This is a genomic window from Phreatobacter sp., assembly GCF_016793595.1.
Lineage (GTDB): Bacteria > Pseudomonadota > Alphaproteobacteria > Rhizobiales > Phreatobacteraceae > Phreatobacter.
Map to the genome: position 1 here is coordinate 85,955 of NZ_JAEULY010000013.1, position 22,258 is coordinate 108,212.

The window sequence follows — 22,258 nt, forward strand, 5'->3', positions numbered from 1 at the left end:
CCCCCCGGGGTCATGATCGCCGTGACCGCTGAAGATCAGGAGCCGATGATGATGTTGTCCCGTCGCCAGACCTTTGCTGCCGCTGCTGCCGCGATCGCCGCGCCGCGACTGGCCCTCGGACAGTCGCAGGACCGTCCGCTCCGGTTCGTGGTCAATGTCGGTCTTCAGAACCTCGATCCGATCTCCAGCCCTTCCTTCGTCACCCGCAATTTCGGCTATCTGGTCTTCGATACGCTGGTGTCGCTCGATGGCAGCGGCCGCTATCGCCCGCAGATGCTGGAGGGATGGGATGTCAGCGCCGACAAGCTGTCCTGGACATTCCGGCTGCGCGACGGCCTGGCCTTCCACGACGGCGCGCCGGTCACCTCCGAGGATGTCATCGCTTCGCTGAAGCGCTGGGGCGCGCGCGATTCCATCGGGCGCCGGCTGATGGCGGCAACGGCGGAACTCGTGCCCGACGGGCCGAAGGGCTTCAAGCTGCGGCTGTCGCGTCCGTTCGGCGGTGTCATCGAGGCGCTGGGCAAGCCGTCGGTGCATGTGCCGATGATCATGCCCGCGCGCATCGCCAATGCCACGCCGCCGACCCAGCAGGTCTCCGAGATCGTCGGTTCCGGGCCCTATATGTTCCAGCGCAGCGAATGGGTGCCCGGCGACAAGGCAACCTTCCGGCGCAACGAGAAATATGTGCCGCGGAGCGAGCCGGCGGACGGTCTCGCCGGCGGCAAGATCGCGAAGATCGACCGGGTCGAGATGCTGACCCTTCCCGATATCGCGGTGCGCTATGCGGCGCTGACCCGCGGCGAGGTCGACTATCTCGAATATGCGCCAGTGGACCTGATCCCGCGCATGCGCCGCGACCGCAACCTGACCTTCGCCAAGGCCAGCGGCCGGGCCGAGCTGATCTATGCGGTGTCGATCAACCACTTCCAGCCGCCCATGGACAATGTGCTGGTGCGCCGCGCGCTCCAGCAATGCCTCGACCGCGTGGAAGTGCTCGGCGGCGCCGGGTTCGGCGGCGATCTCGGCCGGCCCGACTGTACCTCGATGCTGATGTGCGGCGCGCCTTATGAGAGCAATGCCGGCGCCGACATCATCGGCAACCCCAGCATCGACAAGGCCAAGGCGCTGCTGGCCGAGGCTGGCTACAAGAACGAGAAGATCGTTCTGCTGCATCCGCTCGACAGCCCGCTGCTCAACCCATATGGCAGCGTGCTGATCGACCGGATGAAGCGCGCGGGCTTCAACGTCGACGTGCAGGGCCTGGAATGGTCGGCCATCGCCCAGCGCTGGGTGCAGCGCAATCCGCTCGACTCCGGTGGCTGGAGCGTCATCCCGGTGGTCTATACCGGTTTCGACATGTCCGACCCCTTGTCGAATATGGGCATCGGCTTCAACTGCACGGGCAACCAGCCGTGGGGCTACTGCGACAGCAAGATGTCTCCGGTGCTCGAGCAGTTCGAGGCGGAGAGCGATCCGGCGAAGCGCAAGGCGCTTGCGGCCGAGCTCCAGAAGCTCGCCACCGAGGCGGCGACATTCCCGATCGCCGGCCAGTTCCAGAGTCCGGCCGTCTGGCGCTCTGAACTGAAGGGCGTCATCGATTTCGGCTTCCCGGTGATCTGGAACATCGAGCGCTGACGCGCGGGCAGCACCGCCAGCTCTGGCCTGTTCCGCTGCCCTCGCGGCGGCGGAGGGGCGCGGCGGCATCTCCGGCTTTCGCCGCCGGCGGCTCGGGGCGGGATCGTCGCGGCTGCCGGTGGCTGCTTCATCGCGCGTTCAGCCGTCTCCCGGCATTGCCGTGTCGAGGGATGAGTTCGCACCCTATCCCCGGGGTGTTTCTCGCCGGTTCGAGGATCGATCATGACGCAATGGCGCTGGATTGCGGCGGGTTTCGCCGGGCTCGCTCTGGGACTGAACGCGGCGGCCGCCATGGCCGAGACGCGAACCCTGAGCGGCATGGTCATCTATCGCGAGCGCATTGCCTTGCCGCCATCGGCCGTGGTGGAGGTCAAGCTTGTCGATATTTCGCTCGCCGACGCGCCGTCGCGAACCATTGCCGAGATGAAAAAACCGGCCCGGGCCAGGTTCCGATACCCTACCAGCTGACGTTCGATGCAGCCCAAATCCAGCCGCGGCACAGCTATGCCCTGCAGGCGCGCATCACGGTCAACGGCCAGCTCTGGTTCATCACCACCACGCGCCATGCGGTGTTCACGGGTGGGGCCGACAGCACCGAGATCCTCGTCCAGCGCGTCGGCAATACGGGGGCCGTTTCCCCAGCCGCCCCGGCAGGGCGCTGGCTGGCCGAAAACATCGACGGCGGCGGCGTGATCGACCGGCTTCAGACCGTGCTGGAGATTGCCGAGGACGGCGCCGTCTCGGGGTCGGGAGGCTGCAACCGCATGGCCGGCAGGGCGACCATTGCTGGCGACCTGATTTCGTTCGGAGCGATCGCCAGCACCAACATGGCCTGCGTGCCGGCGGCCATGAATCAGGAGCAGAAGTTTTTCGCGGCCCTGCGCCGGGTGCAACGCTGGAGCTTCCATGCCGCCATGCAGAAGCTCACGCTGCTGGACGCAGACGGCAGGTCGGCCGTGGTTTTCAGTCGCATGTGACGGCGGGCTTTCGCCGCGAGGATGCGGTGCCCATGGGTTCGCGGGGCCTCGAAAAAGGTCGCCGTGCCATTTTATGTGGATGTCATGCGCATCAGGACCGGCTGGGCGGGCAAGATGACTAGCTAAGCGCTTGAAAAGAATGGCGCGCCCGAAAGGATTCGAACCTCTGACCCCCAGATTCGTAGGCTTGGGCAGAGCGTTGGATTCTTTTCGGTTCTCAGCAAACCGAGGCAGTTTCCGCCCCTGACGCATCAACGGGTTAGGGAGGTGTTTGCAAACCATCCGCCGGACCCCGGAAGCGATACCGCCGACGCCCGGGCAAGGGGCATCGGCGGCAGGATGGTGATCGCAGAGCGCACTCGAAACGCTCGTGAGGCAGAATATGCAAATGCGATTCACATCGCAAGCCTGTTCCGCTTCGCTACCCTCGACCACGCTCTCCCTGGGTTTGCGGGAGCAACGCGATGAACGACTTCGATTGGGATGCCCTGTCGCCTGACGAAAGCGTGCTTCATCACCAGCCCCGCACGGCGGTGTACGAAAACCCGAATGGCATGGTGGTGATCCGCCAAGATGGCGATTTCCTCTTCGCCGAGGATCAGATCGTCATCGTCGCTCCGGGAAACCTGTCGGCGCTCATCGAGGCGCTGAGCCGCCATTCGCCGGCTGTCCAGACAGATGGACACGGCGATCGGTCTTCACGCGCTCTCACCGCGGCCGAGCGGAAGCGTCTTCAGCGCGAGCGCGAGCGTCACAGTGTCACGAAGCCTGTCACGCCCGCCGTGACATGCCGTGACCTTAGCAAGATTCTTGAAGCTCCGGTCGCCCCGGTCGGCTCGGACCTTTTCGACAACAGGAGGAAGGTTTCCGCGCCTGGCTGAGAGCGTCGCTGCCCGGCGCATGCCGGCAAGTCGCGCAAACGGTCCTGGGCGCTCCGATGAGGGGTCTGCTCGGAGGCTCCCGCCCTCATCGGATGTTCATGGCCTGCCGCGCGGATCAGCGGCGGTTCTTGGCCGGCTTCACCCTGTCGCGGGCTTCCAGTCCTGATTGAAGCTGTGGGGTTTCCCGGACCCCTTGAACAAAACCGGGGATGCCCCGCCGGCTCTTACGCGCGAATGCGGTTCCGACGGCCCGACTGGGTGATGCGCCCTGAGGGATATCTGCGCCATCGATACCCCTTTGCTGGCCCGGTTCTTGGGCGGGGGAGCGGCTGGCCCCCGTCATCGGGCAGCGCAGGTAAACGGGGCGAGAAGCATCCCTCCCGGTCCGCAGCCCTCCAGGGATGGAGGGGGAGGTAGCGGAAGCGGAACTATGCCCAGATCGATGGAGACCTGAGATGTCCTATGCCACGGAAGAAATGAACGAGCGCTGGACGCAGCATGCGGAAGACGGTGCTCGTGCCCTGGCGGACGAAGTGTTCCTGATCGCGCCTCCGCCTTGGCCCGTCGACTTTCGGTCCACCGCGGCAGCGAAGGTCGCTGCCATCGTCGATCAGACATTGGGGCGCCTCGCATCCTCGGTCGGTCAAGCTGCCATCGACCGAGTTCGCGCAGCCGCAACGGCAGCTCTAACGGCGCGTTTGGATGAGCTGTCGCGCCAAGCCGGCGGCGGAGGCGTGCAGTGATGCGCGAGGCAACTGCTGCCCGTCTCATTAACCTTGAGCGTGCCCGCGAGCGCTTGTGGGGCGCTAAGAGCATCGCGGATTTCGCAGGCGTCAGCGAGGCCACCGTTTATCGGTGGGCAAGTCTCGGTGGCTGCCCGATCTCCAAGCCGCGCGGCCGCTACATGGCCATGAGAACCGAGCTCGATCGTTGGCTGCGAAATTCCGAGTCGACGAATGCTCAAACTTGAACAGGTTTGCAAAGTTTCGGGTTGAGACGAGGCGAGGCTGAATCCGGCACATAATTCGGATGCTCCGCTGGCTCCGCAAAGCACCCATCGAAACGAAGTCCGGCCTCGCTGCGCCCGAAGATTGGCTGCTTGAGCTGTTTGGCGTCTCGGCTGTCACCAGTGTCGGCGTCACTGCTTCAACAGCTCTCACGGTGCCGGCGGTCGCCAGCGCTGTCCGCATCATTTCCGAGGCCGCCGCATCGCTCGGTGCCACGGTCATGGAGAGGCAGCCGGCAGGTCCGTACGGTGTACCTCCAGGTCGGCAAGGGTTCGCGGAAGACGAGCCTCGCCGCGGCGCTGGCGCTGCTGCACACGTTCGGCCCGGAGAAGGTGCCGGCCGGACAGAACTTCGTCGCCGCGGCGGACCGCAACCAAGCGCGCATCGCCTTCGAGGAGGCGATGTCGATTGTGGATGCGACGGAAGCTCTCGCCAAGAGCGCTCGCCCGATAGATTCCAAGAACCGCTTGATCCATCTGAAGACCAGCTCGCGCTTTGAGGCTGTGTCGTCGGACGGCAAAAAGAAGCACGGCGCGACGCCGAATTTCGTTTTGGTCGACGAGCTTTGGGCTCACGCCAAGGCCGATCTCTGGCACGCCATGCGCACCGGCGCGACGAAGGTTGCCGGCTCGCTCTTGGTGGTCGCGACGACCGCCGGCCGCGGCAACGAGAGCCCAGACTTTCCAATCTACGAGTATGCCAAGAAGGTACAGTCCGGCGAGATCGTCGATCCGACCTTCCTACCGATCGTCTTCGAGGCGAGCCGTGACGAGCCGTGGGATGACGAGGCAACATGGTCCAAGGTTCTGCCGGGCCTTGCCTACGGCTACCCGGACCTCGCTTCGCTGCGGCAGATGGCGGCCGAGGCCCGCGAGCGGCCCGGTGATCGGGCGGCCTTCGAGCAGTTCTTCCTCGGCATCCGTCAGGACAATTCGCTTTCGCCCTTCGTCGACATGCACGTGTACGACAAGGGCGCGCGGCCGATCCCCGATGGCATCGACAACATGCCGGCATGGCTCGCTGTGGACATGTCGACGACGACGGACCTGTCTGTCGTGCTGGCCTGCGTGAAGCCCCACGGTTGCGACGACTTCATTTTGTTGCCGTTCTGTTTTGTGCCGGCGGACAATCTGCGGGCGCGCGCCGACCGCGACGGTGTGCCTTATCCTGAATGGGCGGCGAAGGGCTTCATCACCTCCACACCCGGCAACGTCATAGACCCACGCGCTGTTGAGGCTTGTGTCCGCAGCCTTTGCGATCGCTTCGAAGTTCGCGAGATCAACTTCGATCCTGCCTATGCGCAGGCGGTCATGGGCCCGCTCACCGATGACGGATTCCCGACCGCCACGATGCGGCAAGGCTGGCTGACACAGGCACCGGCGCTGAATGTGCTCGAAGGCCTGATCCTGTCTGAGAAGATCGTCCACGCCGGCCATCCGGTTCTGCGCTGGTGCTTCGAGAACGTCGCGATCCACACGGACAGCGCCGGCAACCGAACCATGCACAAAGGCAAGTCACGCGACCGCATCGATGGCGCAGTCGCAACCTGGATGGCGGTCTCCCGCGCCGCGCGCGAAGAACAATCGCCCTACGAGCGGAATGACTTTGTCGAGAACTGGAGCAGTTTCTGATGGCGGAGGATCGTGAACAGCTGGTCGTCGACCTGATCGCCCGGGTTTCCGAATTTGAGCGCAACATGCGGCGCGCCGAGGGCGTAGGGACTGGCAGCTTTTCAAAGCTGCGACAGGAGTCAGCTCGCGCGACTCAGGCGATGGAACAGGATTTTCAGCGCTCGACCGGCCGCATCAATCAGTTGCTCGACACGACCAGAGGCCATGCCGCCTCGTTCGCGAAGGGCCTTCTTTCTTCGCTGGCGGTGCCGCTTACGGGTGCTGGTGTGTTGGCCACGCTCGGCAAGATCAAGAACGAACTCCTCGAAATGGACCGGCTGGCGAAGGCCAGCGGCCTGTCCATCACACAGGCGGCGGGCCTACGAAATCTAGGCACGGCAACTGGTGTCAGCGGCGCCGCCATTGGGTCGGGCCTTGAAGGCATCGCCGGCAAGATCGCCGAGGCGGCGCGTGAGGAGACCGAATTCGGCAAGCTGCTCGAAGCCAACGGCATCAAGCTCAAGGACCGCCACGGCCAAGTCATCTCGACAAACGAAGCGCTGAACCATGCGGCTCGCCTGATCGCAAATGCCGCGAACGAGAGCGACAAGATCAAGATCGCCGAGATTCTCGGCCTGTCGAAAGAGTGGGTCCCGCTTCTTGAGCGCGGCGCCGACGCCTTCCGCGCGCAACGCGCCGAGCAGGAACGGGGAGTGCAGGGGCTGGAGGAGGCGGTCAAGAAGGCAAAGGCCTTCGATGAGGCGTGGAATTCGGCATGGGGCAACTTCCAGGTCGCCTCGAAAGTGGCCCTTCTGGATGTCGGCCGCGGCCTTGGGTACCTCGCCGAGCAGGTCTTCAGTTTCGTCAAGGGCTTAAACGAACTCCGAACCTTCACGGTTGAGCAGGGCCCCGGCACGGGCATCCGACTTGAAACGCCGATCCCTGGCCTGACCAACAATCGCGGCGAGCTGCTGCCAAATTTTGCCCCGCCTGCTCCACGCAATCGCCCCACCTCTGCGGATGCCGGCACGCCCAACCTTGGCCCCCGCACGATCATCCCGCCCTCGGGTGGTGGAGGGGGAGGTGGCGGCGCTAGCGAGACGGACACCGCTGAGAAGCGGCTTCAGTCCTACACGGATAGTATCGCCCGGCAGACGGCGGTGCTGGAGGCGCAGATTGCCACGTTTGGCCGGAGCAACGCCGAGAAGCGAGCTGCCGAGGAACTGGCGCGCGCCGCCGTCGACCTAAATCGTCTCGACGCATCGACGCGGCAAACGATGACGGCCAAGCTGATGGAGCAGGTGCAGGCATCCGAGCAGGCGCGGCAGCGGTTGGAGGACCTCAACAAGGCGCAGGAGCGCACCAATCAGGTCTCCGATGCCAACAAGGAGTTCTTCGGCTCGATCTTCAAAGGCGCCGCCACGGGCAAACTCGGCGTCGATGGTCTGACCTCGGCGCTCGATAGGCTCCAGACGCGCATGCTGGATATGGCCTTCGATCAGTTCTGGGAAAGCATGTTCCCCAAAAACCGCGGCGCCGGCGGCATGGGATTCGGTGGCTTGGGGCTGGGCCTGCCCAACCTACTCGGTGAGATGGCCGGCTTGTTCGGTTTCATGCCTGCGATGGCAGATGGCGGTCGGATCAACGGGCCGGGCACGGGGCGTTCGGATTCCATCCTCGCGCGCGTCTCCAACGGTGAGTTCATAACCAACGCTGCGGCGACGGCGCGACACTTGCCGCTGCTGGAGGCCATCAACGGTAACCGCGTTCCGCGGTTCGCCGAGGGCGGTTTGGTGCCGCCCCAGGTACCAGCCTCGCTCGCGATGCCGTCCGCGCCGGAGTTTGGCGGCAGCGCGATGGGGCGACCGCAAGTCAACGTGAACGTCGTCAACAACACGCCTGCCAGGGTGCATACGCAGCAAGACACCGGCGGCAACATCACGCTGACCATAGAGGAAGTGAAAGACCAGATCGCGGGCGGCATCGCCGCGGATTTGACCAGGAAACGAGGACCGGTCGGCTCCGCGATCACATCGTCCTTCGGCATCCCGCAGAACGGCGGGCTCATAGGTTGAGAACGGCGTTACGCGGCGACGGCGGCCGGCGCGTAACGCTCTGCGGCTTCCGACAAGGCCTCCTCGCCCCACTGGTTCAGGCTCTTGCCGGCCAGCTCAGCGGCGAGGGCGGCCCTAGCATGAACGGCTGGATCGATGCGGAGCATCAGATTCCCTGAGTAGGGTTTCTGAGGACTCTTGCCGATCTTGGCGCAGGTTTCGATGTAGTCGTCCACCGCTTCGTGGAAGGCCTTCTTCAAATCAGCCACCGTGTCAGCATGAAAGCCAACACCGTCGCGAACCCCAGCGATCCGGCCGAAGAAAATCTCGTCGTCGGCATCGAACTCAACGCGCGCGGTATAGCCATTATAGGTCATGACGCTCATGGCTTCACTCCGATCAAATGCCGGGCGACAGGCGCGCGCGTATCCATGCCGCCATCGCCTCCTCCGTCACTGTGCCCTCGCCAAGGGCCAGCCATTGCAGTACAGCTTCGGCGTCGGTCATTTGCAGGCTGAAGCCGTTCAGATCGAGAAAAAGTTCGGTGACGACCAGCGAAGCGCGCTTGTTGCCATCGATAAAGGCATGGTTCCGCGCGATGCCATAGGCATAGGCGGCGGCCATGTCCGCGATGTCTGGGTTCCCATAGGCGAGCAGGTTCTGCGGCCTTGCCAGAGCGGAATCCAACAAGCCCTCGTCCCGCAAGCCAGGCGAGCCACCGTGCTCGGTCAACTGCTCTTCATGCAGCGCCAGCACAACAGATTTGAGAACCCAGACAGGAAGGTCCATTTACTTCGCAAGCTCCCGAAGTGCGTTCCGGCGCTTCTTCATGATCCGGCGAGCGGCTTCCATCTGAGCCTCGAACTCGGGCTGATATGGCGTAAGCCGAGCGCCACCGGGAGATTGGGTCAGATAGACCGTGTCCCCGATATCGAGGTTCATGCGGTCAAGCTGTTCCTTCGGCAGGACAAGACCCTTGGAATTGCCGATCCGGGTAAGTTTGAGCGCAACCATGTTCCGGCCCTCCTTGGCCTCGCTGTAATTACAGCAGTTAGAACATGGGGGAGGAAGGCGGGATTGTCAATCAGGGCTTCAGGTAACCGTGTCCCGTGAGCCAGTCCTTCAGGATGCGGTCACCTGCGCCCCGCCGCATTCTGTCAACCGATCTGCAGCGTTCGCATCTAGGGTCGCAGCCGCCCCTCTGCGATGATGCTGTCCATATACCAGCGGCGATGGAAGGAACCGACGTCTTCCATCTGCTTGCCCATCACGCCGAGCAGGCCGCCGGACCATGTGTCGAAAACGCGAGCGCCATCGAGATTGTAGACGTTCTCCGGCATCGTCCTGATCGTATAGAGCGGGTTCTCGGTCCCGTAATCTCGGCCGAGCTGCTGGAAATAGACCCCTTCGATCATGAACCTAGCCTGACCGCGGTAGGCGAGATGCACGCGGCTGAACTGCATCGACCTAAGCGCACTGGCGGTCTGCATCAGCACGCGTGCGACATCAGTCATGCTCGCTTCGCCGCTGATCGAACGCAGATCCACGACGAGCGTGGACGGGTCGATGCCCCAGCGGGCGTAGGCGTAGGTCGTCACCTTGGAATTGCGCGGGTCTTGTGCCAAGAGAGAGGCGACCGGTGCCTGAATCAGCGCCCAGTTCAAACCGAAGGCTGTGGCTGCGAGGGCCACGACGGTGAACACCAGCCACGGCAGCTTGGTTGCCAGGAAGGTTCGACGCTTCGGCGGCGGTGATTGGACGATGATCATCCAATCAGCCTGCGCCGATAAGGGAATCGATCGCAGCCTTTACAGCACCGCTAAGAAGCCCACCCGTCCCTCCGAGAATTGCGGTGCGGATTTTCTCCCAGTTCTTGCGCAGCGCGCTTTCATCGGGACTGGCCTTCTCATGCTCGGAACTGATTGCGTCCGCGGCGCCACCGACAACGGTACGATCAGCGCCTTCGGCAGCCAAATCATCCAAGTATTTTAGCACGTTGCCAACTAACTGCCGCGATTGCGCAAGGTCAATGTTTCCGCCGGCGATATTGCCGATCGTGTTTTCGTTTCCGATTGATCCCGTCAGGCTGCCGATTGTGCCGATGTTGATGTTGGTCACGCGCGCCTCCGCTGCAATTGCTTTTTCCCTTGCCGAGAAACTTATCCCGTTACCAATGATGCCTTCTCGCTCCATGGAAGCAGCCCAATCCAACGCCTTGTCTCGTACCTTATCTACAATTCCGATGAGGCTGCCTCGCGCGACTTCGACAACCATTTCAGACCAGGCTACCTCGGAGTTCTTATTCAGTGCGTTTTTTGTGTAGTCAGACATGGGATAGTGGAACGAGTTTGCGTCCTTCTGTTCCACTAGGTCGATAATCGTTCCGATAGCTTGGCTACAATGAACTGTTGAGACCGCGCGCGAGACCTTCGGGTTCGCAATTACTATAGGTATCCAGCCACGATATGGGTTCCAAGCGCGCGACGTTCCATGAAGGATTCGATACTCGGGAAGGTCATCCTTCTTGTATCCCTCTAGCTCCTTTGAAACCCATTCTTCGATCTGATCCATCTTAAGTTTGACTGCCGCAAGCTTCATTTGGCGCAGCAACGTATCTACGCGGACATTCTGATCGATTGCACCTTGCTGAATTTCTTCGATCAGACTCGGCATATTCAAAATCCCGTTCGGATGGCCCGCGTGGACTAGGGGCGGGGCTCTCCGGATGTTCTGCTGCAATCTGCGCAACTGCCGACTGAAAAGCAAAACCCCGCGTAGGCGGGGTTTGCTTCGCGGCCTCGTTCGGCTCTGGCTCGTGTCATTGCCCTAAGGCGGACTACAGCTCTGGCGCTGGTCGAGAAAACCGGCTCGCGCGATTTGCTGAAAATCACTGATCCGGGGGCGGTCGTCAATCCTCTGTGCGGACCTTCCGCACCACGACTTTCACGGGCTTCGTCGGCGGCATGTCGTGGACTGCGACGACGGTCCGGATCGTGCGGTCCGCTTCGACTGGCTCGCCTGTGTCGCCAACTTGGCCACTTACGCCGGCCTTCGTCCGCACGCCAGGCTGGCCGCCGTTCGTGAACTCGACACCGGCCGCTTCGAGGGCTGATTGGATCGCCAAGAGGTTGTTCGGATTAGGTGTCCGCCGTGCCTTCTCGAAATCCACAATTGTGTTGCGCGAGACATTTGCCGCCTTCGCCAGGGCGGCTTGGTCCATGTCGACCAATCCGCGAGCGGCTCGACATTGAGAAGGCGAAATCGACATTTTGCCCAACGTTGCGCATAAAGTTGACTTCATGCGCGATATTGCGCATGGTGCGCAATGTTTAGCATGTAGCTAAAGCCCTAGCAAAGGAGACTGTCATGACTTGTCAAACCTGGAATGGCCCTGGCCGGTATGAACTCCTCGACGGTCGGTTTTGTTGGGTCGACCGGTATTCAGAGGGCGAGGCGTCTTATGGCGGTCACTGGCTCGGGGCCTGGTTTGGGGCAAGGGCTCTCGGCCGCCCTGACATGGCGGCACGGGCAGAAGCGATCGACGCCATTCTCACTCCTCGCGCCGTGCCGGTGCAGATCGCGGCCTAGCAATCACAGGCGATGTCGCAGTATGCCAGCACGCTGGCATTGACGTGTTTGCCGGCTCGCTGGCATACTGTGCTCATGAGCACCAAATCACGCCGAGACGAAACCCGTGGCCTCAACGAGGCTGGCAAACAGCTATTCGGTGACGGCGCTTTGCGCGCCGCCACCGAGCTCGATGAAAGGCGAGTGCGCCTGCTCATCGAATGGGGCGCGGTGCGTCCTACGATCGGGGGCAAAGGCGTCGTCCGCCAGTGGGCCCGTTCCACCGTCCTTCGCATGTCTCGGATCGCTGCCGTTCATGCCCTAGGCTTGGGCTTGCGCGTTTCGCACACGGTGATCGCTATGTGCCCGGCTGATGCCGATGCCGAATACTTGGTCGACGAGGCGAGCGACGCGATCCTTACGATTCGCGAAGGCACATTGATGACCTTTTCCGCGCCCTGGACCGGTCATGCTCCAGTGCTGTTCGGGCGGCTGAATCACGATCGCTCCAAGCTCTTGTCCGCCAACGCGATTGATCTCGCCGCACCTCTGCCGTTCGATCTCGGGTCGCTTGTACTCACGCCGGTGAGCAAGCGGGAGCACTCGGCATGGCGCAACTACCAGGTTCCGGGAATCTCGGTCACGACCGTCAATCTATCGCGTGCCTGCCGCGTCTCAGTGGATCGCCTCAAGGCTATCGGACACGCGGACTGAGCGATGGCACGTCGCTCTCCCGCGTTCACACAAGCCGACGTAACTCGTCTCATTAAGGGCGCGTTAGCCGCTGGCGTGACGCTGGAACGGATTGCAGGTGTCAAGACCACGAAAGAGGGTCCGGTGCTTATGTTCGGTGCTCCGGGTGAAGCGTCGAGAGGGGCCGATAAGGACGCGCTGGATACTTGGAGGCGCGAGCATGGTTCGGGCTAGACTTCAGGGTATCAACCCGGTGCGAAAGCGCCTCGCCGATGGCACCGTGCGCCTTTACCACTACCACCGTGCTACTGGCCGCCCCTTGAGCGGCAAGCCGGGTTCGCCCGAGTTCCTGCGCGATTATGCCGACGCCGAAAAGTCCATGCTCGATCGTCTCGCCGGCACGTTCAACGGTCTGGTGCGCGACTACACGTTGTCGCCTGAGTTCGGGAAACTGCGAGAGAGCACGCAGCGAGAATACAAGCGCATGCTCTCCAAGGCCGAACTGAAGTTCGGCGATATGCCGCTCGCTGCTATGGAAGATCCCCGTGTGCGCCAGGATTTCATGTCCTGGCGCGGCACGATCGCCAAGGCGTCGGGCGAGCGGGAGGCCGACAACCGCCTAAGCGTCATATCCGCGATGCTGACCTGGGCGAAGGAGAACGGGCAGGTCTTTAGCAATCACATCGCGGGCTTTCGTCGCCTGCACAGCGTCGATCGTTCAGACCTGATTTGGTTACCCGAGCACATCCACGCCTTCATGGCCGTGGCGCCGGTCGAGCTGCAGCGTGCGCTCATTCTCGCTCTGCACACCGGCCAGCGGCAGGGCGACCTTCTACGCCTCGCCTGGGGCAACTATGACGGCTCGCTGATCTCCCTTCGGCAAGGGAAGACCGGCCGCAAGGTAGAAATCCCCTGCACCAAGGCACTGCGGAAGATGCTGGATGGCCTCGAACGCAACGCGGCCGTCGTTCTCGCCACAAAGACGAACCGGCCGTGGAAGCCCCGCTACTTCAAGGCGCAATGGGAGGCAGCGTCAAAGAAGGCGAACATCGCGCATCTGCACTTCCACGACCTTCGGGGGACCGCCGTAACCATGCTCGCGGAGGCCGGCTGCACCACGCCTCAGATCGCCGCCATTACCGGCCACTCACTCAAGACCGTGACGGCGATCCTCGACAAGTACCTTGCCCGCACCCGCGTTCTCGCGGGCGAGGCCGTGACCCTCTTCGAGAACGCAAAGAGCACCAAGTTTGCAAACCGTCTGCAAACCAGGAACCCGAAGCCCGCAAAGGGAGACGCTAAGTGATTGAAAAGAATGGCGCGCCCGAAAGGATTCGAACCTCTGACCCCCAGATTCGTAGTCTGGTGCTCTATCCAGCTGAGCTACGGGCGCGCGCCGCTTCGGCTGTGCGCCAGGCGCCTGCCGAATGGAGGCGGTCGGATACGCTGTTTCGGATCACATTGCAAGTGCCGCCGGCGACCTCGCGCAATTGTCCTGTGAACCCGCATTCCGCGAACCGCGCATCCCGTTGATGTCGCGAGGTCGCGGCGGACACAGGCGGCGGCAGCCACCGCCGGGCGGCGGGCGTCAGGCGCGCCTGCGCTGCTGCTTGCGGATGGCCGCGAGATCGATGGGGCGGTCTGGAATCGCGATTCGGAAGGTCGCGCCCAGCGTGCCGTCGGCAAGGGCCACCGAGCCGCCATGAGCGCGGATCAGTTCCGAGGCGATGGCGAGGCCAAGGCCGCTGCCGCCGGGCCGTGTCGAGCTCTGGAAGGCCTCGAAGAGGTGCTGGCGCGCCCGGTCCGGCACGCCCGGTCCGGTATCGGACACCTCGATCACCGCGACGGCTCCCTCGCGCCGGCCGACGATGCGAATCTGGTCGCGGCCGGGATCGTTCGGCGCGCGCGCCTCGAGCGCCTGATGGGCATTGCGGACGAGGTTGAGCAGCACGCGGAACAGCTGGTCGGTGTCGGCGTCGACCATCACGTCGCGCTCGACCGCGTTGATGAAGGCGATCCGCGCATCCAGGCCGAGACCCATCGTGTCGCGAACCTCGTCGGCAAGCGCCGACAGATCGACCATGCGGCGCTGGGGGGCGGCCTCGTGCGCGCGCCCGTAGGAGAGCGTCGCCTGGCAGAAGGCGATGGCGCGGTCGAGAGCCTGGATCATCTTGGGCGCGAATTTCTGCACGGTCGGGTCGGGCACGTTCGCCAGTCTGTCCGAGAAAAGCTGGGCGGAGGCCAGCAGGTTGCGCAGGTCGTGATTGATCTTGGAGACGGCGAGGCCGAGGGCCGCGAGGCGCGACTTCTGGGCCAGCATGTCGTGGAGCGAATGCTGCATCGACTGCAGCTCGTATTCGGCGAGGCCGATCTCGTCCTTGCGCCCGGTCGGCACGACCGCGTGGCTCAGGTCCTCGGGGTTCCCGCGGAAGGCGATCATCGTGTCGGTGAGGCGCCGCATCGGCCTGACGAACAAGAGATGCAGCGTCAGATAGACCAGCCCCGCCGTCAGCGCCGAGATGAACAGCGAGACGGCGAGGATGGCCTTGGAGAAGCCGGCCATGGCGCGCCTGAGCGGCGTCTCGTCCATCACGATCTCGACGAAGTCGCCAGCGCGCCGGGCATTGCCCATGACGCGCATCGTGCGGCCCTCGCGCGCGAACAAGGTCGCGAAGGCCTCGGGAATGGAGCGGAACAGGGTCTGGTCGCGCATGTCGATGGTCACATCGACCTGCGGCATCTCCTCCGAAGCGGCGAGCAGGCGCCGGGCCGGGCCGGTCTTGAGCGCCACGGCCTGCGCGCCGGCGCTGTCGAGCAACTCGCGCACGAGCGCCTCGGGCACCATGCCGCTCGGGGCCGCCTCCAGGACGAGCGCGGCTGTCCGGCCGGCCGCGATGCGGTCGTCGAGCCAGGTATTGCGGAAGTTCGCGACAGCGGGAACGTAGATCAGGATTTCGGCGACGAGGACGAACAGGACCGTCAGGATCAGCAGTTTGCCGGAGAGGCCGACACCGCGCGAGGGAACGGGAGCCGCCTCGTCCAGCGCCCGGCGCTGCGCGGCATCCATCGCGGGGGAAGAACCATTGTTGGACGTACGATCGGCCATCTAGTCCCCGGTGGGACGCACTCTACTGGGGTTGTGTCAGCCGAGGCGGCGGAACAGGCCGATGATGCGCCTGATCCGCGGATTCGACAAACTGGCCAGCAGATAGCTTCCCGCTGCCCGTTTGCCCACATCCGAAAGCGATGGATGGGGCAATATCATGGCAGCAAGATCCTGGACGTGAAGGCCCTTGCCCACGGCAAGCGCGAACGGGGCGATCAGGTCGCCGGCATCGGGTGCGGCGATGGCGCAGCCGAGAACCTGCCCCTTTCCCGAGACGATCAGCCTGATATGGCCCGATGTGCGTCCTGTGGCGACCCCGGAGGCTGTTTCGGACAGTGGCCAGCGCAGGACGCGGATGCCCGACCGGCGATGGCGGTCGGAGGGGCCGGAAAGCCCGACGCTGGCGATTTGCGGCTCGGTCTGCGTGCTGCTGGCAATGGCGGCGGCCGGCAGCCTGACCGGCCGGCGGAGCAGGCAGTTCTGCGCCACCAGCGCACCGTGCCAGGCCGAAACCTCGTCGGGGGCCTCGGGCGCTCTGGCGCGGCCGAGCGCGAAGACCCGCCGGTTGGCGGTCATGAGTCCGGCATCCGCTTCCACGCGCCCCGGCGTCGCAGCGGCCCCCGCCTTGCCGAGATCAAGGCCCTCCACGGCCGCCTGCCGCCCGGTGACGAACAGGAGATGCGAGACGGCGAGCATGCCGTCCTCGCCGTTCCTTCGTGCGCTGACCCTCAGGTCGCCTGATGTGCCTTCGATGCGGGTCAGGCTGGTATGCTCATGCACGGCGATGCCGGCGGCATCGATCCGCTGGCGCACGGCGAGCGCGAGCTCGGGGTCCTGTTCGGCGAGGATCGTGCCCTGTTCGAACAGGATCACCTCCGCGTCGAAGCGCCGGAAGGCCTGGGCGAGGGCGGTTCCCTCGCTTCCGCCGCCGACAATGGCGATCCGCGACGGGCGATCGGCAAGGTCGAAGACGGTATCCGTGGTCAGCGCCATGGCGGGGTCGAGGCCGACAATGGCGGGCAGGGTGGCGCGCGAACCGGTCGCCAGAACGAAGCGCCGCGCCTCGACCGTCGTGCCGCCGACATCGAGCGCGCGCGCTGACAGGAAGCTGGCGGGTCCGTCGAGTACCCGGATGCCGAGCGCGGCGAGGCGGGCGGGAGACCGCTCCGCCGCGAGATGGGCGCGGATGCGGCGGACATGGGCGATGGCGCCGCCGAAATCCGGCCGCCCCGCCCCGTCGAGAGCCGATGCGATCCTGCCCTGGGCCGCCGCGGCGAAGGCGGCGAGCTCCGTCGCGAACGAGTGCCGGGCGGTCCGGTCCGTCACGACGGCGACAGGAACAGCGGCGAGCGCACAGGCGCTGGCCACGACAATGCCGCCGGGCTCGTCCCCGATCACGCAGACATCGACTGACAGACGATCGCTCACCCGGCCCCTCCCGTACCGGTTGCACTATTCCGTTTCCATATGCGCGGTGTCGAGAGCGGCAGCGCATGACAGGCGGCGAAGGGACGCACCCGCCCGGTGCATTGTCACCGGGCCGTCACGGGAACGAGACGCCGGCGTCATGCTGGTCCCGCAGGGAACGGGCGTTCGTTCTCACTCACGGAAGCACCATCATGCGCGCTCTCCTCGTCGCGGCAGCCCTGATTGCCGCAAGTCCCGCTCTCGCCGACGCCGAATTTCCGGCGACGCTCGCCGGCCATGCCATCCTGCCGGCGGAAACGCTGATCGCGCCGCCGGCCGATGCTCCCGCCGACCTGCAGATTTCCGGCAAGTTCACGGAAGCCGCGCGCACCGACGGCATCGGCACGGTCATGGGCCGCTCCGCCGGCCGTCCGACCGGCATTTCCCTGCCGTTCCGCGGCCAGCCGGTGCAGGGCCATTCCGGCATCAGGCGCATGGCGGACGGCAGCTACTGGATCCTCACGGACAACGGCTTCGGCAATAAGCGCAACTCGCCCGACGCCATGCTGTTCTTGAACCGCTACCGCATCGATTTCGAGAAGGGCACGTTCGAGCGCCTCCAGACGGTGTTCCTGTCCGACCCGGACAAGAAACTGCCGTTCCGCATCGTCCATGAGGGCACCGAGCGCCGCTACCTGACCGGTGCCGATCTCGACACCGAGAGCTTCCAGATCATCGGCGACAAGATCTGGATCGGCGAGGAGTTCGGTCCCTATCTGATCCGCGCCGACATGACCGGCAAGATCGAGGCGATCTTCGAGACCGTGGTCGATGGCCAGGTCGTGCGCTCGCCCGATCATCCGGCCGTGACGACGCCGAACGCGCCGGGCGGCGCCGTCGAGTTCCGTGTCCGCCGCTCCAAGGGCTTCGAGGGCATGGCCGCCTCGCCGGATGGCCGCTTCCTCTACCCGCTGCTGGAAGGCGCGCTCTATGATCCCGCCACGCGCGGCCTGGAGCAGGTCGACGGCCGCGAGTACTTGCGCATCCTGGAATTCGACGTGCAGGCCGGCCGTTACACCGGCCGCCACTGGAAGTACGTGCTCGACGCCAACGGCCTGTCGATCGGCGACTTCAACATGATCAACGCCACGACCGGCCTGATCATCGAGCGCGACGACAATGAGGGCGTGCCCGAGCGTGCCTGCCCGGCCGGCCAGCGCGCCGAGAACTGCTTCCACGCCCTGCCGCGCATCAAGCGCGTCTGGAAGATCGAGATGACCGACGCCAATGCCGGCGGCCCCGTCCGCAAGATCGGTTTCATCGACCTCCTGAAGATTCGCGATCCGAACAACCGCTCGCGCGTGCCGCTGTCGGGCGGGCACTTCCAGTTCCCGTTCTTCACCATCGAGAACGTCGACATCGTCGATGCCGACCACATCATCGTCGGCAATGACAACAACCTGCCGTTCTCCTCCAGCCGCGACCCGAACAAGGCCGACGGCAACGAGATGGTGCTGCTGCGCGTGTCCGAGTTCCTGCGCGCCCGCTGATAGTCGGCAACACGTCACGGAAAAGCCCGGTCCCTTGGACCGGGCTTTTCTATTGGGCTGGAGGGGTCACGCGTGCGGCGACCGGCGCCTCGGCCTGACGTCTCGCCAAAACTTCCGTATAGTGGCGAGAGCCAAGCGGAGGGTTTGAAGACGATGGCCAAAGCCTATTGGGTCGCCACCTATCGTTCGGTCTCCAATCCTGATGCGCTGGCTGCCTACGCCGCGCTCGCGGGCCCGGCGATCCTTGCCGCCGGCGGACGCTTCATCGTGCGGGGAATGCCTGCCCACACCTACGAGGCAGGACTTCAGCAGCGCACCGTGGTCATCGAGTTCGACTCGGTGGAGCATGCCAAGGCGGCGCACGACAGCCCGGCATATCAGGCTGCTTTCGCTGCGCTGGCCGGCGGAGCGGAGCGCGACATCCGGATCGTTGAAGGCGCGTGAGCCGCGTCCGACGGCGCTCTACGAGGCGGCGGTATCGCGCTTCGTCATGCGGCTGACATTCTTCCGCACGGCGAAGATGCGGCCCCAGGCATCGCCCTTGAGATCCTGCCGGTAGCCTTTGTAGCCGAGCAGGTCGTCCCACGGATATTCCTCGTCGTGGAGCATGTCGAAATCGGTCGCCAGCGTCGTGCGGATCTGCTCGCGGTTCTTGCGGTTCTGGAACTCCAGCAGGATCAGCGAGGTCCTCGACAGGTCGAGATGGGCGAGCACCTCGCCTTCGCCGCCCTCGATGTCGAGCTTCACGATGTCCGGAGAGGGCAGGCTCCCCGGATCGACCACGTCGACCTCGTAGGTCTCGACCAGCGCGTCCTCGACGAAGGTGTCGCCGGCATAGGCGGCAAGGCCGGATTCGCCATCGCCCGCGAAGCGGCTGCGGAAGGTCGCCCTGGTCGCACCGCCCGGAAACAGCGCCGCGTTGACGATGGCGATGTCGCTCCGACCGCTGGTATTCTGCTTGAGGAATTCGAAAGTGCCGGGATGTGGCTCGAAGGATCGCACGCGGCTGTCCGGCCAGCGCGCCGAGGCCCAGAGCGCGAAGGAGCCGACATTGGCGCCGATGTCGAGGATGTCGAGCCCCGTGCCGTCGTAGCCGGCCTCGTATTCGCCCTCCAGCACGTGCTGGATCGCGCCCAGCATCGGTTCGGGGCAGACGAGGGACATGGGAATGCGGGCGATGAAGCTATTCACGGGGCAGGCTCCTTTGCGGGGCGCCATCTGACCCATGATCGCGATGGCGCGCAATGGCCGCGCCGGTATCAGGATGCGATGCGCCTGCCCGCCGGGGCGGTGACGACCGCGAGCAGGCGGCTCGCAGCGCCCTCGACATCCGTATCATTGACGATCACCACGTCGGGTTCGACCGGCGCCGTGACACGTCTGTCCGCTCGGCTCGATGCGTCGCCGTCACTGGCCCGCGACCGGCCGGCAATGCGCGCGCGCAGCACGTCGGCGGGGGCGGTGATCTCGATGACGGTGACGTCGGCGTAGCGCCGCCGCGCGGCGGCGACGATCTCGCGCGAGACATTGGACAGCACGGTGCGGCCTTCGTGCAGCGCATGGTCGATGGCCGCCGGGATGCCGTAGCTATGGCCGTGCGCGGACCATGCCAGCGCGAAGCCGCCCGCCTTCGCGATCGCCGCGAAAGTCTCGGCATCCGCCTCGACATTGTCCTCGGCCGGCGAAGGCGGCCGGGTGACGATGCGGCGCGGGAACAGGTAGGCCTCGTCGCCTGCCAGCCGCTGGCGCACATGGCCGATGAGCGTGTCCTTGCCGGCGCCGCTCGGGCCGACCACGAGGATCAGCCGCCCTGGCCCGATGGCGGCTGGCACCGTCGATGCGCCGGCCTCGCTCATGTCAGGCGATCCGCGTGCCGGTGCGCCAGACCTGCCGGACGACCGGTTGCGCGCCGACCATGGCGACGCGCACGAGGTCGCCGCGCTTGCCGACCGCGATCTCGCCCCTGTCGGTCATGCCGGTCGCGATCGCGGGCGTCAGGGTGACAGTGCGCAGCGCGCCGGGCAGGCCGCCCATGGCCGGCACGTCGCGCAGGCCGAAGGCGCCCTGGATGAGGCTGATCGGCACGTAGTCGGAGGAGAGGATATCGAGCACGCCGGCCTCGGCGAGTTCCACCGCCGAGACGTTGCCGGAATGCGAGCCGCCGCGCACCACGTTGGGCGCGCCCATCAGCACGGAGATGCCGGCAGCGTGCGAAGCGCGCGCAGCTTCCACCGTGGTCGGGAACTCGGCGATGGAGACCCGGTCGGCGACGGATTCGGCGACATGGTCCTCCAGCGTGTCGTCGTGGCTCGCCAGCGCGATGCCGGCCTTGTGGGCCAGGGCCACGAGGCCGCGCTTGTTCGGCTCGCCGATCTCGTCGGCGCGGGCACGGCGGTTGGCGAAGAGCTGATCGAGGTCCTTCTCGGACAATCCGGTCTTGCCGCGATAATAGGTGCGCAGCTTTTCCTCGTCGCGGAACTGACGCTGGCCGGGCGTGTGGTCCATCAGCGACATCAGGCGCACGTCGAAGCGGCCGAGATAATCCTGCGCCTCCTCGACCACGCCGCGCGATGGAATCTCGCAGCGCAGATGCGTGTGATGGTCGGCGCGCAGCAATCCCGTATCCTTGGCCTTCTCGATGGCTTCCGAGAGATCCAAGAGGCCGTCCGCCGTCGTCGGGCGGTCGTCGTCCGAGCCGATGCGCAGGCTGTCGAAGACGGTGGTGATGCCGGACGAGGCGATCTGCGCGTCATAGGCGAAGACGGCCGAGAGCGGGTCCCAGTGCACCTTCGGGCGCGGCTGGTAGTGCGGCTCCAGGTGGTCCGTGTGCAGTTCCACGAGGCCGGGGATCAAGAGGTCGTCGCCGATGTCGATGGCGTCGGCGCGCTGCGCGCCTTCATCGATGGCCGTGATCATGCCGTCCTCGATCACGACGGTTGCGGCGACCTCGCGGTCGGCGAGGATCACATGGCGGGAAAAGAGCCTGATGGAGCCGAAATCGGCGTGTTCGGGGCGGGCGGTCATGGGGGTCCTTCAGTCGCGCGTCATGCGGCGCGGGAGGCGAAGCGGGTCACGTCGACGATGCGGGTCGCGACACGCTCGCGCACGTCGTCGTCGTGGAAGATGCCGACGATGGCCGTGCGGTTTCGTTTCTTGGTTTCGATCAGTTCGACCACCGCTGCGCGATTCTTCGCGTCGAGGGAAGCGGTCGGCTCGTCCAGCAGCAGGATCGGGTGGTCGGCGATGAAGCCGCGCGCGATGTTGACCCGCTGCTGCTCGCCGCCGGAAAAGGTGGCGGGGGGAAGCGACCACAGCCGCTCCGGCACATTGAGCAGCGTCAGCAGCCTGCGCGCGCGCCCCTCGGCCTCATCGGCTGCGATGCCGAAGGCGGTGGCGGCCTCGATGACCACTGCGAGCGCGGGCACGCGCGGGATGACGCGCAGGAACTGCGAGACATAGCCGATGGTGGTGCGGCGCAGGCTCAGCATGCGCCGCGGCTCGGCGGTTGCGACATCGACGATCCCGCCGCCCTTGGCGACGACGCGGATCGCGCCGGCATCGGTGCGGTAATTGCCGTAGATCATCTTCAGGATCGACGACTTGCCTGCGCCCGAGGGGCCGCCGAGCACCACGCATTCACCGGCCGCGACATCAAGCGTGATGCCCTCGACGACGGGAATGGCGAGCCCGCCCTGCAGGTGCATGGTGAAGCTCTTGGCGAGATTGTCGATCGCGAGGGCCGGCTGGGCGAGGACAGGCTTTGTCATTGGT

The 22,258-nt window shown here is 65.0% G+C and carries 24 protein-coding genes and 1 tRNA gene; 12 read left to right on the plus strand and 13 right to left on the minus strand.

The window, feature by feature from the left end:
• Positions 1-48: 48 nt before the first annotated feature.
• From JNK84_RS14120 to JNK84_RS14145, 8 genes are all read left to right on the plus strand, one after another.
• On the plus strand, positions 49-1,635 hold the full coding sequence (locus tag JNK84_RS14120; protein ID WP_293425034.1) for an ABC transporter substrate-binding protein: 1,587 nt from the start codon (positions 49-51) through the stop codon (positions 1,633-1,635).
• Between the two features lie 222 nt (positions 1,636-1,857).
• Complete coding sequence (locus tag JNK84_RS23480) at positions 1,858-2,103, plus strand: YbaY family lipoprotein (protein ID WP_367272350.1); 246 nt, start codon at positions 1,858-1,860, stop codon at positions 2,101-2,103.
• The gene (locus JNK84_RS14125) at positions 1,989-2,612 is read left to right on the plus strand and encodes an META domain-containing protein (protein WP_367272353.1); all 624 of its coding nucleotides are present in this window, start codon (positions 1,989-1,991) and stop codon (positions 2,610-2,612) included. The genes JNK84_RS23480 and JNK84_RS14125 overlap by 115 nt, the downstream gene beginning before the upstream one ends.
• 464 nt (positions 2,613-3,076) lie before the next feature.
• On the plus strand, positions 3,077-3,493 hold the full coding sequence (locus JNK84_RS14130; RefSeq protein ID WP_293425036.1) for a hypothetical protein: 417 nt from the start codon (positions 3,077-3,079) through the stop codon (positions 3,491-3,493).
• Positions 3,494-3,948: 455 nt separating this feature from the next.
• Complete coding sequence (locus tag JNK84_RS14135; RefSeq protein WP_293425037.1) at positions 3,949-4,236, plus strand: hypothetical protein; 288 nt, start codon at positions 3,949-3,951, stop codon at positions 4,234-4,236.
• Positions 4,236-4,463: a helix-turn-helix domain-containing protein gene (locus JNK84_RS23485; RefSeq protein WP_367272351.1), complete on the plus strand. Its 228-nt coding sequence runs from the start codon at positions 4,236-4,238 to the stop codon at positions 4,461-4,463. The genes JNK84_RS14135 and JNK84_RS23485 overlap by 1 nt, the downstream gene beginning before the upstream one ends.
• Before the next feature lie 246 nt (positions 4,464-4,709).
• On the plus strand, positions 4,710-6,131 hold the full coding sequence (locus tag JNK84_RS14140) for a terminase large subunit (protein WP_441343247.1): 1,422 nt from the start codon (positions 4,710-4,712) through the stop codon (positions 6,129-6,131).
• Positions 6,131-8,185 carry a hypothetical protein gene (locus JNK84_RS14145; RefSeq protein WP_293425039.1) on the plus strand — a complete coding sequence of 685 codons (2,055 nt, stop codon included), beginning with the start codon at positions 6,131-6,133 and terminating at the stop codon, positions 8,183-8,185. Before JNK84_RS14140 ends, JNK84_RS14145 begins: the two co-directional genes overlap by 1 nt.
• A gap of 8 nt (positions 8,186-8,193) precedes the next feature.
• Here JNK84_RS14145 and JNK84_RS14150 read toward each other — a convergent pair whose 3' ends face one another.
• From JNK84_RS14150 to JNK84_RS23490, 6 genes are all read right to left on the minus strand, one after another.
• Complete coding sequence (locus JNK84_RS14150) at positions 8,194-8,550, minus strand: type II toxin-antitoxin system HicB family antitoxin (RefSeq protein ID WP_293425040.1); 357 nt, start codon at positions 8,548-8,550, stop codon at positions 8,194-8,196.
• Between the two features lie 13 nt (positions 8,551-8,563).
• Positions 8,564-8,953 carry a type II toxin-antitoxin system death-on-curing family toxin gene (locus tag JNK84_RS14155; RefSeq protein ID WP_293425041.1) on the minus strand — a complete coding sequence of 130 codons (390 nt, stop codon included), beginning with the start codon at positions 8,951-8,953 and terminating at the stop codon, positions 8,564-8,566.
• Positions 8,954-9,178: an AbrB/MazE/SpoVT family DNA-binding domain-containing protein gene (locus JNK84_RS14160; RefSeq protein ID WP_293425042.1), complete on the minus strand. Its 225-nt coding sequence runs from the start codon at positions 9,176-9,178 to the stop codon at positions 8,954-8,956. It abuts the gene before it with no gap.
• Between the two features lie 167 nt (positions 9,179-9,345).
• The gene (locus JNK84_RS14165) at positions 9,346-9,933 is read right to left on the minus strand and encodes a hypothetical protein (protein WP_293425043.1); all 588 of its coding nucleotides are present in this window, start codon (positions 9,931-9,933) and stop codon (positions 9,346-9,348) included.
• A 4-nt stretch (positions 9,934-9,937) separates the two neighbouring features.
• Entirely contained in the window at positions 9,938-10,837 is a 900-nt protein-coding gene (locus tag JNK84_RS14170) for an AbiTii domain-containing protein (protein WP_293425044.1), read from the minus strand.
• 235 nt (positions 10,838-11,072) lie between these two features.
• Positions 11,073-11,465: a helix-turn-helix transcriptional regulator gene (locus JNK84_RS23490; protein ID WP_367272352.1), complete on the minus strand. Its 393-nt coding sequence runs from the start codon at positions 11,463-11,465 to the stop codon at positions 11,073-11,075.
• A gap of 362 nt (positions 11,466-11,827) precedes the next feature.
• Between JNK84_RS23490 and JNK84_RS14180 the strand changes: the two genes are divergently transcribed.
• Entirely contained in the window at positions 11,828-12,445 is a 618-nt protein-coding gene (locus JNK84_RS14180) for a hypothetical protein (RefSeq protein WP_293425045.1), read from the plus strand.
• Between the two features lie 199 nt (positions 12,446-12,644).
• A complete protein-coding gene (locus JNK84_RS14185) occupies positions 12,645-13,730 on the plus strand; it encodes a tyrosine-type recombinase/integrase (RefSeq protein WP_293425046.1) in 1,086 nt (361 codons plus the stop codon).
• Between the two features lie 10 nt (positions 13,731-13,740).
• On the opposite strand, the gene JNK84_RS14190 is transcribed toward JNK84_RS14185, so the two are convergent.
• The 3 genes from JNK84_RS14190 to JNK84_RS14200 all read right to left on the minus strand — a co-directional run bounded on the left by JNK84_RS14190 (position 13,741) and on the right by JNK84_RS14200 (position 16,958).
• Positions 13,741-13,817 (minus strand) — tRNA-Arg (locus JNK84_RS14190).
• Between the two features lie 195 nt (positions 13,818-14,012).
• Positions 14,013-15,491, minus strand: coding sequence for a sensor histidine kinase (locus JNK84_RS14195; RefSeq protein WP_293425070.1), 1,479 nt, complete (start codon positions 15,489-15,491; stop codon positions 14,013-14,015).
• A gap of 75 nt (positions 15,492-15,566) precedes the next feature.
• Complete coding sequence (locus tag JNK84_RS14200; protein WP_293425047.1) at positions 15,567-16,958, minus strand: FAD-dependent oxidoreductase; 1,392 nt, start codon at positions 16,956-16,958, stop codon at positions 15,567-15,569.
• Positions 16,959-17,149: 191 nt separating this feature from the next.
• On the opposite strand from JNK84_RS14200, the gene JNK84_RS14205 reads away from it, so the two are divergent.
• Both JNK84_RS14205 and JNK84_RS14210 read left to right on the plus strand, forming a co-directional pair.
• Positions 17,150-18,487: an esterase-like activity of phytase family protein gene (locus JNK84_RS14205; RefSeq protein WP_293425048.1), complete on the plus strand. Its 1,338-nt coding sequence runs from the start codon at positions 17,150-17,152 to the stop codon at positions 18,485-18,487.
• Between the two features lie 153 nt (positions 18,488-18,640).
• Entirely contained in the window at positions 18,641-18,931 is a 291-nt protein-coding gene (locus tag JNK84_RS14210; RefSeq protein ID WP_293425049.1) for a DUF1330 domain-containing protein, read from the plus strand.
• 18 nt (positions 18,932-18,949) lie between these two features.
• Here JNK84_RS14210 and JNK84_RS14215 read toward each other — a convergent pair whose 3' ends face one another.
• The 4 genes from JNK84_RS14215 to phnL all read right to left on the minus strand — a co-directional run bounded on the left by JNK84_RS14215 (position 18,950) and on the right by phnL (position 22,254).
• Positions 18,950-19,678 carry an FkbM family methyltransferase gene (locus tag JNK84_RS14215; RefSeq protein ID WP_293425050.1) on the minus strand — a complete coding sequence of 243 codons (729 nt, stop codon included), beginning with the start codon at positions 19,676-19,678 and terminating at the stop codon, positions 18,950-18,952.
• Positions 19,679-19,746: 68 nt separating this feature from the next.
• Entirely contained in the window at positions 19,747-20,343 is a 597-nt protein-coding gene (gene phnN / locus JNK84_RS14220) for a phosphonate metabolism protein/1,5-bisphosphokinase (PRPP-forming) PhnN (RefSeq protein WP_293425051.1), read from the minus strand.
• Position 20,344: 1 nt separating this feature from the next.
• Positions 20,345-21,511 carry an alpha-D-ribose 1-methylphosphonate 5-triphosphate diphosphatase gene (locus JNK84_RS14225; protein WP_293425052.1) on the minus strand — a complete coding sequence of 389 codons (1,167 nt, stop codon included), beginning with the start codon at positions 21,509-21,511 and terminating at the stop codon, positions 20,345-20,347.
• Between the two features lie 20 nt (positions 21,512-21,531).
• The gene (phnL, locus tag JNK84_RS14230) at positions 21,532-22,254 is read right to left on the minus strand and encodes a phosphonate C-P lyase system protein PhnL (RefSeq protein ID WP_293425053.1); all 723 of its coding nucleotides are present in this window, start codon (positions 22,252-22,254) and stop codon (positions 21,532-21,534) included.
• Positions 22,255-22,258: the final 4 nt, after the last annotated feature.

Excerpts from the sequence above, each read along its gene's own strand:
- JNK84_RS14130 (WP_293425036.1), top strand. The coding sequence starts at position 3,077 with ATGAACGACTTCGATTGGGATGCCCTGTCGCCTGACGAAAGCGTGCTT.
- JNK84_RS14135 (WP_293425037.1), top strand. The coding sequence starts at position 3,949 with ATGTCCTATGCCACGGAAGAAATGAACGAGCGCTGGACGCAGCATGCG.
- JNK84_RS14120 (WP_293425034.1), top strand. The coding sequence starts at position 49 with ATGATGTTGTCCCGTCGCCAGACCTTTGCTGCCGCTGCTGCCGCGATC.
- JNK84_RS23485 (WP_367272351.1), top strand. The coding sequence starts at position 4,236 with ATGCGCGAGGCAACTGCTGCCCGTCTCATTAACCTTGAGCGTGCCCGC.
- phnN (WP_293425051.1), bottom strand. The coding sequence starts at position 20,343 with ATGAGCGAGGCCGGCGCATCGACGGTGCCAGCCGCCATCGGGCCAGGG.
- JNK84_RS23490 (WP_367272352.1), bottom strand. The coding sequence starts at position 11,465 with ATGAAGTCAACTTTATGCGCAACGTTGGGCAAAATGTCGATTTCGCCT.
- phnL (WP_293425053.1), bottom strand. The coding sequence starts at position 22,254 with ATGACAAAGCCTGTCCTCGCCCAGCCGGCCCTCGCGATCGACAATCTC.
- JNK84_RS14210 (WP_293425049.1), top strand. The coding sequence starts at position 18,641 with ATGGCCAAAGCCTATTGGGTCGCCACCTATCGTTCGGTCTCCAATCCT.
- JNK84_RS14145 (WP_293425039.1), top strand. The coding sequence starts at position 6,131 with ATGGCGGAGGATCGTGAACAGCTGGTCGTCGACCTGATCGCCCGGGTT.
- JNK84_RS14150 (WP_293425040.1), bottom strand. The coding sequence starts at position 8,550 with ATGAGCGTCATGACCTATAATGGCTATACCGCGCGCGTTGAGTTCGAT.
- JNK84_RS23480 (WP_367272350.1), top strand. The coding sequence starts at position 1,858 with ATGACGCAATGGCGCTGGATTGCGGCGGGTTTCGCCGGGCTCGCTCTG.
- JNK84_RS14195 (WP_293425070.1), bottom strand. The coding sequence starts at position 15,491 with ATGGATGCCGCGCAGCGCCGGGCGCTGGACGAGGCGGCTCCCGTTCCC.
- JNK84_RS14155 (WP_293425041.1), bottom strand. The coding sequence starts at position 8,953 with ATGGACCTTCCTGTCTGGGTTCTCAAATCTGTTGTGCTGGCGCTGCAT.
- JNK84_RS14180 (WP_293425045.1), top strand. The coding sequence starts at position 11,828 with ATGAGCACCAAATCACGCCGAGACGAAACCCGTGGCCTCAACGAGGCT.
- JNK84_RS14205 (WP_293425048.1), top strand. The coding sequence starts at position 17,150 with ATGCGCGCTCTCCTCGTCGCGGCAGCCCTGATTGCCGCAAGTCCCGCT.
- JNK84_RS14185 (WP_293425046.1), top strand. The coding sequence starts at position 12,645 with ATGGTTCGGGCTAGACTTCAGGGTATCAACCCGGTGCGAAAGCGCCTC.
- JNK84_RS14160 (WP_293425042.1), bottom strand. The coding sequence starts at position 9,178 with ATGGTTGCGCTCAAACTTACCCGGATCGGCAATTCCAAGGGTCTTGTC.
- JNK84_RS14225 (WP_293425052.1), bottom strand. The coding sequence starts at position 21,511 with ATGACCGCCCGCCCCGAACACGCCGATTTCGGCTCCATCAGGCTCTTT.
- JNK84_RS14170 (WP_293425044.1), bottom strand. The coding sequence starts at position 10,837 with ATGCCGAGTCTGATCGAAGAAATTCAGCAAGGTGCAATCGATCAGAAT.
- JNK84_RS14165 (WP_293425043.1), bottom strand. The coding sequence starts at position 9,933 with ATGATCATCGTCCAATCACCGCCGCCGAAGCGTCGAACCTTCCTGGCA.